At 50.4% G+C, this 9,711-nt stretch carries 11 protein-coding genes and 2 tRNA genes; 5 read left to right on the forward strand and 8 right to left on the reverse strand.

Annotated elements, in window-relative coordinates:
• Nucleotides 1–23 precede the first annotated feature (23 nt).
• From R3E63_06045 to R3E63_06055, 3 genes are all read left to right on the forward strand, one after another.
• Complete coding sequence (locus tag R3E63_06045) at nt 24–2,870, forward strand: biotin/lipoyl-containing protein (protein MEZ5539507.1); 2,847 nt, start codon at nt 24–26, stop codon at nt 2,868–2,870.
• A gap of 135 nt (nt 2,871–3,005) precedes the next feature.
• A tRNA-Glu gene (locus R3E63_06050) sits at nt 3,006–3,081 on the forward strand.
• 38 nt (nt 3,082–3,119) lie between these two features.
• A tRNA-Gly gene (locus R3E63_06055) sits at nt 3,120–3,195 on the forward strand.
• Nucleotides 3,196–3,293: 98 nt separating this feature from the next.
• On the opposite strand, the gene moaCB is transcribed toward R3E63_06055, so the two are convergent.
• The 8 genes from moaCB to mobA are packed head-to-tail and all read right to left on the reverse strand — an operon-like array spanning nt 3,294 to nt 7,857.
• Nucleotides 3,294–4,220: a bifunctional molybdenum cofactor biosynthesis protein MoaC/MoaB gene (gene moaCB, locus R3E63_06060; GenBank protein ID MEZ5539508.1), complete on the reverse strand. Its 927-nt coding sequence runs from the start codon at nt 4,218–4,220 to the stop codon at nt 3,294–3,296.
• Nucleotides 4,217–4,738 carry a molybdenum cofactor biosynthesis protein MoaE gene (locus R3E63_06065; GenBank protein MEZ5539509.1) on the reverse strand — a complete coding sequence of 174 codons (522 nt, stop codon included), beginning with the start codon at nt 4,736–4,738 and terminating at the stop codon, nt 4,217–4,219. The genes moaCB and R3E63_06065 overlap by 4 nt, the downstream gene beginning before the upstream one ends.
• Before the next feature lie 3 nt (nt 4,739–4,741).
• Nucleotides 4,742–5,014: a MoaD/ThiS family protein gene (locus tag R3E63_06070; protein MEZ5539510.1), complete on the reverse strand. Its 273-nt coding sequence runs from the start codon at nt 5,012–5,014 to the stop codon at nt 4,742–4,744.
• 3 nt (nt 5,015–5,017) lie between these two features.
• Nucleotides 5,018–6,004 carry a GTP 3',8-cyclase MoaA gene (gene moaA, locus R3E63_06075; GenBank protein ID MEZ5539511.1) on the reverse strand — a complete coding sequence of 329 codons (987 nt, stop codon included), beginning with the start codon at nt 6,002–6,004 and terminating at the stop codon, nt 5,018–5,020.
• A gap of 5 nt (nt 6,005–6,009) precedes the next feature.
• Nucleotides 6,010–6,177 carry a hypothetical protein gene (locus tag R3E63_06080; GenBank protein ID MEZ5539512.1) on the reverse strand — a complete coding sequence of 56 codons (168 nt, stop codon included), beginning with the start codon at nt 6,175–6,177 and terminating at the stop codon, nt 6,010–6,012.
• Nucleotides 6,158–6,724: a molybdopterin-binding protein gene (locus R3E63_06085; GenBank protein MEZ5539513.1), complete on the reverse strand. Its 567-nt coding sequence runs from the start codon at nt 6,722–6,724 to the stop codon at nt 6,158–6,160. The genes R3E63_06080 and R3E63_06085 overlap by 20 nt, the downstream gene beginning before the upstream one ends.
• Nucleotides 6,700–7,236 carry a hypothetical protein gene (locus R3E63_06090; GenBank protein MEZ5539514.1) on the reverse strand — a complete coding sequence of 179 codons (537 nt, stop codon included), beginning with the start codon at nt 7,234–7,236 and terminating at the stop codon, nt 6,700–6,702. The genes R3E63_06085 and R3E63_06090 overlap by 25 nt, the downstream gene beginning before the upstream one ends.
• Nucleotides 7,237–7,254: 18 nt before the next feature.
• Nucleotides 7,255–7,857 (reverse strand): molybdenum cofactor guanylyltransferase MobA, encoded by a 603-nt coding sequence (gene mobA / locus R3E63_06095; GenBank protein MEZ5539515.1) that lies wholly within the window; start codon nt 7,855–7,857, stop codon nt 7,255–7,257.
• Nucleotides 7,858–8,036: 179 nt separating this feature from the next.
• Between mobA and R3E63_06100 the strand changes: the two genes are divergently transcribed.
• Both R3E63_06100 and R3E63_06105 read left to right on the forward strand, forming a co-directional pair.
• Nucleotides 8,037–8,957, forward strand: coding sequence for an ABC transporter ATP-binding protein (locus tag R3E63_06100; GenBank protein ID MEZ5539516.1), 921 nt, complete (start codon nt 8,037–8,039; stop codon nt 8,955–8,957).
• Nucleotides 8,954–9,709 carry an ABC transporter permease gene (locus R3E63_06105; GenBank protein MEZ5539517.1) on the forward strand — a complete coding sequence of 252 codons (756 nt, stop codon included), beginning with the start codon at nt 8,954–8,956 and terminating at the stop codon, nt 9,707–9,709. The genes R3E63_06100 and R3E63_06105 overlap by 4 nt, the downstream gene beginning before the upstream one ends.
• Nucleotides 9,710–9,711 lie beyond the last annotated feature (2 nt).

The following is a 9,711-nucleotide window of genomic DNA, read 5'->3' on the forward strand; positions in this document are numbered from 1 at the left end:
AAAAAATTTTAGAGGTTCACACCGTGGGCAAGAAAAAGAATTACGCAAACAATCCGCTGATTCACAGCGACCGCCGTCTCGACCAAAACGCATCCGAGTGGGTGCGCAGCTTTGATTGTCGCGACATGAAACCCCTCATCATCTGCCGTGGCCCTATCCGCAAAGAAGCCATGGATGTGTTTGATGAAATGGGCATACACGGCTACGGCATTTTGTTGTCGGAAAAAGATTCCATCACTTACACCAATGCGCTGGCACCTGAATTGCGCAAACTGACCGATCCTTCACGCGTGCATCGCGTACCGGATTACACCGGCGCCAACAAAGAAGAACGCCATCAGCGCATTCAACAAATTGTGTGCATCGCCAAAGACAACGGCTACAACAGCATTTTTGCAGGCTACGGCTTTATGTCGGAAGACGCAGAAATGGTTTCCGCGATGGAAAATGCCGGTTTGACTTTTATCGGCCCCGGCTCCTTCACACAAAGTGCAGCGGGCTTGAAAGACGAAGCTAAACGCACAGCCTTAGCTGCTGGCGTTTCTGTTACGCCAGGCGTGAATAACGGCACCACTTTGGCCTTGATTGCAAAAGCCAAAAACGAAGCAGGACTTGCCAAAATCGCCAAAGATTTCAAACTCGATGTCAAACTCGACAAGTTAAAAACACTGGATGAAAAAGCGGAAGCTGTTTTGGCCGCTTCTTATAAAGCGCGCGTTGATGTCATCACCGTGGATGATTTAGGCGCAACCCTGCATCAACAAATGCTGAAAATTTTTGCCGAAAACCCCAACAACCGTTTTCGCTTGAAAGCGATTTCCGGTGGCGGCGGTAAAGGTCAGCGCATTCTCAATGCGCCTTCCTCCTACAAAGGCAGCAAAGAAGAACAGATCAAACAAGCCGCTGCCGTTACGCCAGCCTTGGTGCGTGAAGTGCTCGCTGAAGTGAAATGCAACGGCGTGGGCGACAACAAGAATGTGTTGATCGAAATGAATATCGAAACAACACGCCACCAAGAAATTCAGGTGGTCGGCAATGGTGACTGGTGCATCACCATGGGCGGTCGCGACTGCTCGCTGCAAATGCACGAACAAAAATTGTTGGAAGTATCCGTTATTCACGAAGATTTAGTGAATGCACACGCTGTCGCCAAATCTGCCGGCAAAAAAGCAGAAGCTGCACAGCTGGAGCGCGATATCGTCATCCTCGAAAAAATGGAAGATGAAGCCGTGCGTTTTGGCACAGCGGTAAAACTCAATTCCGTGGCAACTTTTGAATGCATCGTCGATGGCGAGCGTCACTACTTCATGGAAATGAACACGCGCATTCAGGTAGAACACCGTGTTACTGAATTGTGCTACGCGTTGACTTTTAGCAATCCAGAAAATGCTGCTGACAATTTCACCGTAACTTCCTTAGTGAATGTGATGGTGTTGCTGGCGCGTCACGGCAAACGCCTGCCCAAACCGTCGCGCAGTGTGCGCGAAATGTCATCAGTAGAAGCGCGTTTGAACGCCACTAATGATGCACTGCAACCGCACGCGGGCGGCGTAATCACCAAATGGTCTGACCCTATCGACGGCGAAATCCGCGACGACCAAGGCATCTCCATGCACAACCCCGACACCGATGTGTTTATGAAATACACACTGGCGGGCGCGTACGATTCCAACATCGCGCTATTGCTCACCACCGGCACCGATCGCATGGGCACTTATACTTTGATGAGCGAAGTGATTCGTCGCACCGTGTTGCGCGGCAAAGATCTCGCCACCAATTTGGATTTCCATTACGGTTTGGTGAATTGGTTTGTGGGCAACAACATCAACGCCCGCCCCACTACACGCTTCATCGTGCCTTACTTAACTTTGGTGGGCGCATTAAAAGAGCAAGCCAATCAAATTGATTTGGCTTATGCGTGGAAAGCGGTGCGCAAAACAGCATTAGCCAACGCCGGCACAGATGCAGAAAAAGCTATGGCAGCGGTGATTGATCGCAAAATCACTTTGTTTGATCGCATTTTCACACCGCTGCTTGATAACGCACATGTGTTATCTGGCTGGTTGAGTTTGAATCAAGCGCACTTCAAAGTGAGCAAAGGACAAGTCACTTGGTTGGAAAATCCAGTCAAATTATTGGCGGATATCTATCACTACTTGAACATGGAAGCGCAAGAAAAAGCGCCGGCTGCTTATGTGATTTGGGATCACGACAACGAAGTGTTGCAAGACGCGGTGCATTTTTACGCAACACTGGACAGCAAACTCGGCAATCTTTCTTGGAATGATTTGCAGAGTGCGCTCGCTGGCAAAGAAGCACCGAAAGGCATCACGAAAAAAGATTGGCCTGCGGTGCAAGCGGCGCACGCGGGCTATCAAGCCGGTTGTGAAATTCTAAACTTGCTGCCTTACATCGCCGACAAAGCGAATTTCTTTTCGCTGTCTGTGAACAATGATTTGTCGATCAACATTCCCGATCGTTTGAACGACAAAGAATTGCAAGAAAAAATGGCGAAAGTATTGGTGCCACCACCGGCGGCAAAATCAGATGAAATTCTTGCTGCGTCTGGCGGTATGTTCTATCCGCGTGAAGCACCAAGCACACCAAAATATTTGGAAGTCGGCACGCATTTCAACAAAGGGGATGTGTTGTACATCGTTGAAGTCATGAAAATGTTCAACAAAGTACACGCGACTTTTGCTGGCACCGTGACCGAAGTGTTGGTGGATACCGATGGCGCCATTATCAAGAAAGGTCAGCCCTTGTTCAAAATCAAACCGGATGAAGTGGTGGTGGTGGAATCCGCCGAACAAGTGTCTGCGCGCCGCAAAAAATACACAGATGAGTTTATTAGCAAGAATCTTGCGTGATAAACATTTGTTCTGTTCAACTGCTTTTACAACAAGGCCAGCTTAATGCTGGTTTTGTTGTTTTTAAGCATAAAAAATCTTGACGATAATTCATTTGCTCCATAGAATGCGCGCACTTCAAACGAAGGCTTCTGCGTCCCCTTCGTCTAGAGGCCTAGGACACCGCCCTTTCACGGCGGCGACAGGGGTTCGACTCCCCTAGGGGACGCCACTTTTCTTCACTGATGCCAGTCTCGGCATCAGCTCCGAGCGGAAATAGCTCAGTTGGTAGAGCACGACCTTGCCAAGGTCGGGGTCGGGAGTTCGAGTCTCCTTTTCCGCTCCAATATTTCCTTCTTTCAAATATCTCTAACCCCTCATCTAAGACTTCTCGTGCAATATCATGCCGCAACGAGATAGCCTCAGAAAGCTCCCCTGCCTCACTCAGGTATACCCACCCTCATGCGGTTTGCCGGTAAACACATCCAGCAAATGCACGATGCCGGACAAAATCGCCGCCAGTGATTCCTCCGCACCGCGTCTACTGCCAGGGAGAGTAATCATTAGGCTCTGATCGGCGAAGCCCGCCACGCCGCGCGACAACATGGCGTACGGCGTGCGGCGCTGACCGAACACGCGCGAGGCTTCCATGATGCCTGGGATTTCTTGTGTAAGCAGCGGCGTGACCACTTCGACGGTTCTGTCGCGCGGGCCTAAACCTGTGCCGCCGACGGTGACGATCAAATTGGTTTTCGCGGCGATGAGTTGTTTGAGCAGCGCATCCAACTCCGCGCTTTCATCCGGCAGGATTTTATATTCGATAGGATCAAATCCCGCCGTTGCTAATTCATTGCAAATACTGCGACCGGCGGTGTCTTCTTTTTTGCCTTGCGCGACGGTGTCCGACAACACTATCACCGCTGCTGAACTGCTGCGGCGCAACTTGCGTTTGAAATGCGACTTACCGCCAGTTTTTTTCAGCAATTTACATTCTGTTAACACTAAATTTTCTTGATCGGTGTGCGGCTTGAGCATGTCGTACAGCGTGAGTGCGGCAATATTGGCTGCGAGCAGTGCTTCCATTTCAACACCGGTGGCAGCGATGGTTTCCACCGTGGATTGCACTTGCACTGCCGTTTCTTCCAAAGTGAATGCAATATCTGCACGATAAATCGGCAGCGGATGGCACAGTGGAATTAATTCATCGCAGCGTTTCGCCGCCAAGATGCCCGCTACGCGCGCAGTTTTTAATGCGTCACCTTTTTCGGTTTCACCGGTGCGCAACAATTCAATGCAAGCTGGCGGCGCTTTGAGTGTGGTGATAGCGGTTGCGGAGCGCAGGCTATCGGGTTTGAGCGTGATGTCTTTCATACGCATTCCTTGTTGTGATTTTTTTTATGGTGATGTTTTTTGTGATGATGATGTTCGTGTGCGTGATCATGCTCATCATCTGCATCGCTATGCAAACAACAACCTTCGACAAATTGACTGCTGCCATCGGTATAAAACTCTTCTTTCCAAATCGGCGCACCGTGCTTCACTTGATCCACCGCCCAACGACACGCAGCAAATGCTTCTGCGCGATGAGGCGCTTGCACCACACACACAATCGCCAATTCGCCAATCGCCAATTCACCCACGCGATGACGCAAAGCCACATAAGTCACGCCGTAACGCGCTTTCGCTTGCGCTTCGATATCCGCCAACAATTTTTCACACACGGGCAAGTACGCGCTGTAAATCAAACGATCAACCGATTTGCCTTCGTGATGATTGCGCACTGCGCCCGCAAATAAAGCGAGGCCGCCGCAATCGGGAAATTGTCCTAACGCCAATAAAGCATTCGGATCTAATGGCGCTGTGCCCATGCGTTGCATAGCATCTGTCATGGTTCAGCCTCCTGAAACCGGCGGCAATAAAACGATGGCCTGATTACTCGGCAGCGGCGCATTGCGGCGCACAATGGTGTCACCCACCGCACACGCACAGCGTTCAATCGCATCGTGCAATGTTGGATGTTTTTGCTGCAACACTTGCAGTGCATCGCCGATGGTAGCTTGCGTATTGAGCATTTCCACTTGCAAATGTTTACAACCTGCGAGCCGCTCAATACCTGCCCACAATTCAAACAGCACCGTGTTTGTGTTTGCTTTTTCTGTGTTCACGAATCAACCACCCATTGCATACATTTTAATGGGGCGTTCAACCGCGCCCTGTGTTTCAACATAGCCGCGCTGTTTGTGCCACACCGCTTGCGCAATCACTTCTTGCATTTTTTCATCATCAAAACCTGCGCGCATTTTTTCGCCAAGCGCAGTGCCGTTTTCTGCAAACAGACAGGTGTAGAGTTCGCCTTTTGCGGTTAAACGCAGGCGATCACAACTGCTGCAAAACGGATGCGAAATGGTGCTGATGATGCCTAAAGAATAATGCTCATCTACTAAATATGGGCTGGCGGGATCACTGCTGCGTGGCAATTTTTCTACGCGATAACGGCTGCGCAAAATCGCCAATACTTCTTCTTCATCCAACACGGTTTCGCGCTGCCAACGCCCCGGCTCATCCAAAGGCATGTATTCAATCAAACGCAGCGGCAATTGTTTTGCCATTGCCCATTCCAATAAAGGCAACAGTTGATGATCGTTATAACCGCGCATCACCACCGTGTTTATTTTTACTGGCACGCCCGTGGCGCGCGCCGCTTCAATGCCCGCGAACACGGGTTCAATTTCTGCGCCAGTTAAGCGTGTAAACACATCGGCATCGAGTGCATCCAAACTGATGTTCATGTCATCAATGCCGGCATCCACTAAAGCTTGTGCGCGATCGGCTAACAGCGCGGCATTGGTGGTCATCGAAATGCGTTCTAAACCGAGTGCGCGCAGTTCGCTCAATTGCGCGACCACTTTTTCTAAATCAGGACGCAACAGCGGCTCACCGCCGGTTAAACGAAATTGTGTGATGCCCTGCTCGACAAACAATCGCGCGAGCCGAAACAATTCATCGCTGTGCAATAGCTCTTTGCGCGGCAACCACACTGGCTCGGTGGGCATGCAATAGCGGCAGCGAAAATTGCAGCGATCCGTCAACGACAAACGCAACTTGCGTTTGATGCGACCGTATTGATCCTGCAATTTAGAAACGGGTACTGCCATTGAATTCAACCCAGCGCGAGGAATGACAGTATTTTCCCACTTTCCACTGTGCCCACACCAGCGGGCAGCCACAGCAAAGCATTGGCTTCTGCCAAATTGCTCAATTGATGCGAGGCTTGATTGGGCAGCGGCGCGAGCCAAACCGTGCCCTCCTCATCTTGGTACTGACGCATACGGCGCAAAAACACCAGCGAGGGATGCGCTTCCATCGGCTTTGCCAAGCGCCCTTTGCCACAGCGGCGCGCTTGCCTCACCCTGCAAGCGCGACAAAATCGCCGCAGCGTGCACATAAAGCCCGATCAGTACAGCCGCGGGATTGCCAGGCAGTGCGAGCAATACACAGTTGTCTTTCTGCCCGAACCACACCGGCTTGCCCGGGCGCTGCGCTACACCGTGAAACTGGCAGTGAAATCCCACGGCTTCTGCCGCTTGCGGCAAATAATCGTAACTGCCGACCGAAGCGCCACCTGTGGTGATTACGAGATCAGCAGTGCTGGCAGCTTGCGCGATGGCATCTGTCAACGCAGCCAAATCATCGCTCACCCAAACCGGTGTGCAGGCGATGCCCTGCGCTTGCAACCAACTGGCGACCAAGGGGCCGTTGGCATCGTGAATAAAGCCGGGCTTGAGCGGCTCACCGTGTCGCGCGACTTCATTACCGGTGATGATGACAGCGACGCGCGGCTTGGCGTGCACTACCACTTGATTGACGCCTGCCATCGCCAGCGCAGCAACGCGTCCTGGGGTGAGAGTGAGCCCGCACTCAACAGCGCTTGCCCGCTGCACACTTCTTCAGCGCGATGGCGTACATCCACGCCCAAGAGCGTGGGCTCATCAAACTGCAATACTTGTCCGTCCAAATGCACGATTTCTTGTCGCGCCACGGTGTCTGCGCCCTCTGGCAGCGCTGCCCCCGTGAAGATACGCACAGCTTCACCCGCTGCAAGTGCGCGCGGAAACACTTCTCCGGCAGGCACTTCGCCCACTAGCGTCAACACGCCCAAAGTATCGGCATGGCGAAAGGCGTAGCCATCCATCGCACTCTGCGTGAACGCGGGGAGATCGCAAGTGGCGTAGGCAGGTTCTGCCAACACTTCACCCGCTGCATCCAGCAAAGATTTTGAAGTTTTAGGTAGCAGCGCAAGCTGGGTGTAAATATCGAGCGCAGCTTGCAACGCGATCGTTTTTTTTCCACTGCCACAACCGTGCATATTGACCTCTGTACTGCGCATCAAAACAAAGGTTGAATGTTAAACCAGTTGCGCGACTGCCTCTAAATCCGCAGGCTCGTTCACGCTCCAACCGGCAGCGGGAAGTTCATCACCAAATTCACAGCGCGCGGCATTCACACTCTGCAACCAGCGTATCACCGAGCGTTCACCGGCATCAAAAGCTGCTTCCAGTTGCGGCAGTAAATTACGCTGTAATAAACACACCACGGGTTGATCAGAACCGCAAGCCGAAGCAAATACAGCACGCACGCCTGCTTGCTCGCTGCATTGATGAAAACGCGCCAATAAATTATCGGGCAGTGCTTGCGCATCACAGGGCAACACCAACAACCAATCACTGCAAGAGGCTTTTAAGCCTTGCAAAATACCGGCGAGTGGGCCTACAAAATCATCGCTCTCATCTTCCAACACTCTTGCGCGCCACAGCGCAGCAATGCGTTGGTATTCGTCGAGATTGCGATTGGCAGAAATCAATGTTTCATTAAAATGCGGCAAAAATCTTTTTAATAATCGCTCAATAAAAGTGCTGCTACGCAGCGTCAAAAGCCCTTTGTCTTTGCCGCCCATGCGCTCACCGCGGCCGCCAGCTAGCAGCAACAAAGAAACTTTCGTCTTACTCATTAACTGTGGCACGCAGTTTATCTACCTAAAATTATTAGCACGAATAGTCATGCAAGCGCGGGCTGGCTTCAATGGCGTATCAATGAAATATGGGCAATACCTTGCAAATGCAAGCTGCCACACCATAAAAGCGTCTGGCATAATTAGGTATCCCTTTCTCTCCCCCACTCGGATTCCTAATGGTCAGTGCCGTTTCCATCCAAAATCTGCAAAAAACCTACGAAAACGGCTTCTCCGCCTTAAAAGGCGTCAGCCTTGATGTGCAAGAAGGCGATTTCTTCGCCCTGCTTGGCCCCAATGGCGCGGGCAAGTCCACCATGATCGGCATTCTGTGTTCACTGGTACGCAAAACAGCCGGCACGGTGCAGGTGTTTGATTACAACATCGATACGCATTTTTCGCAGGCGCGCAAATGTTTGGGCGTGGTGTCGCAGGAATTTAATTTCAGTCAGTTTGAGAAAGTTGGCGACATCATTCGCACACAAGGCGGCTACTACGGCATGCCCACTAAATTGGCACGAGAGCGCGCTGATTTTTACATGAAAAAACTAGACCTGTGGGATAAGCGCGATGCCATCGCTCGTATGTTGTCCGGCGGCATGAAGCGCCGCTTGATGATTGCACGCGCGCTGATTCACGAACCGAAATTATTGATCCTTGATGAGCCCACCGCAGGTGTAGATATTGAACTGCGCCGCTCGATGTGGGAGTTCCTGCGCGAAATCAACACCAACGGCACTACGATTATTCTCACCACGCACTATTTAGAAGAAGCAGAAAATCTCTGTCGCAATATCGCCATCATTAACAAAGGCAATATCATTGAAAACACTTCCATGAAATCTTTGATTCAAACATTGGATCAAGAAACTTTTGTGTTGGATTTGAAAGATGCGCTGCACTTTCTGCCCAGCATTCCAGAATTTCATATCAAACAGACAGACCCGCACGCGCTGGAAATTGAAGTGAAACGCGGCACTGATCTCAACAATCTTTTTGCGCGTTTGTCAGAACACAATATCCATATCACCAGTATGCGCAACAAAGCCAATCGACTGGAAGAGCTGTTTGTTAAATTATTGAACGAGAATGCCGCATGAATTCGCGCGAAACTTGGATTGCCTTTTACACCATCCTCACCAAAGAAGTGCGTCGCTTTATGCGCATTTGGATGCAAACATTGCTTCCACCCGCTATTACTACGGGTTTGTATTTCGTTATTTTTGGCACATTGATTGGCGGGCGCATTGGTGAAATGCAAGGCTTTAGCTACATCCAGTTTGTTGTTCCAGGCTTGGTGATGATGTCGGTATTGACCAATGCTTACAGCAATGTAGTGTCCTCTTTTTTTAGTGTTAAATTTCAGCGCAGTATCGAGGAGCTACTCATTGCTCCCGTACCAAATTGGGCAATACTCGCAGGCTATGTAGCAGGCGGTGTTGCGCGCGGTATCTGTGTTGGGATTGTTGTTACCTTATTGTCCTTATTTTTCACTCAACTACATGTACAACACTGGTTCATCATGATTAGTGCCGTATTGCTGACATCAATTCTTTTTTCACTGGCAGGTTTAATCAATGCCATCTATGCCAGAAACTTTGATGATGTTTCCATCATTCCCACTTTTGTTTTAACACCACTCACCTATCTTGGTGGCGTATTTTATTCCGTCGATTTACTGCCACCGTTTTGGAAAGCACTGTCGCTGATGAACCCAATTATCTACATGGTAAACGCCTTCCGTTACGGCATGCTGGGTATTACCGATGTCAACATTGCATTTTCATTGGGTATGATTTTTGTATTTTCCTGTGTAGCAGGCTTCTTCGCATTGCGCTTATTAAATACATGAAA

This window comes from Pseudomonadales bacterium, from assembly GCA_041395665.1.
GTDB lineage: Bacteria > Pseudomonadota > Gammaproteobacteria > Pseudomonadales > UBA7239 > UBA7239.

What these genes read in the sequence shown, in the direction of transcription:
- moaCB (MEZ5539508.1), bottom strand. Translation starts at nt 4,220, where the DNA reads ATGAAAGACATCACGCTCAAACCCGATAGCCTGCGCTCCGCAACCGCT.
- R3E63_06065 (MEZ5539509.1), bottom strand. Translation starts at nt 4,738, where the DNA reads ATGACAGATGCTATGCAACGCATGGGCACAGCGCCATTAGATCCGAAT.
- moaA (MEZ5539511.1), bottom strand. Translation starts at nt 6,004, where the DNA reads ATGGCAGTACCCGTTTCTAAATTGCAGGATCAATACGGTCGCATCAAA.
- R3E63_06080 (MEZ5539512.1), bottom strand. Translation starts at nt 6,177, where the DNA reads ATGCGTCAGTACCAAGATGAGGAGGGCACGGTTTGGCTCGCGCCGCTG.
- R3E63_06085 (MEZ5539513.1), bottom strand. Translation starts at nt 6,724, where the DNA reads ATGGCAGGCGTCAATCAAGTGGTAGTGCACGCCAAGCCGCGCGTCGCT.
- R3E63_06090 (MEZ5539514.1), bottom strand. Translation starts at nt 7,236, where the DNA reads ATGCGCAGTACAGAGGTCAATATGCACGGTTGTGGCAGTGGAAAAAAA.
- mobA (MEZ5539515.1), bottom strand. Translation starts at nt 7,857, where the DNA reads ATGAGTAAGACGAAAGTTTCTTTGTTGCTGCTAGCTGGCGGCCGCGGT.
- R3E63_06100 (MEZ5539516.1), top strand. Translation starts at nt 8,037, where the DNA reads ATGGTCAGTGCCGTTTCCATCCAAAATCTGCAAAAAACCTACGAAAAC.
- R3E63_06105 (MEZ5539517.1), top strand. Translation starts at nt 8,954, where the DNA reads ATGAATTCGCGCGAAACTTGGATTGCCTTTTACACCATCCTCACCAAA.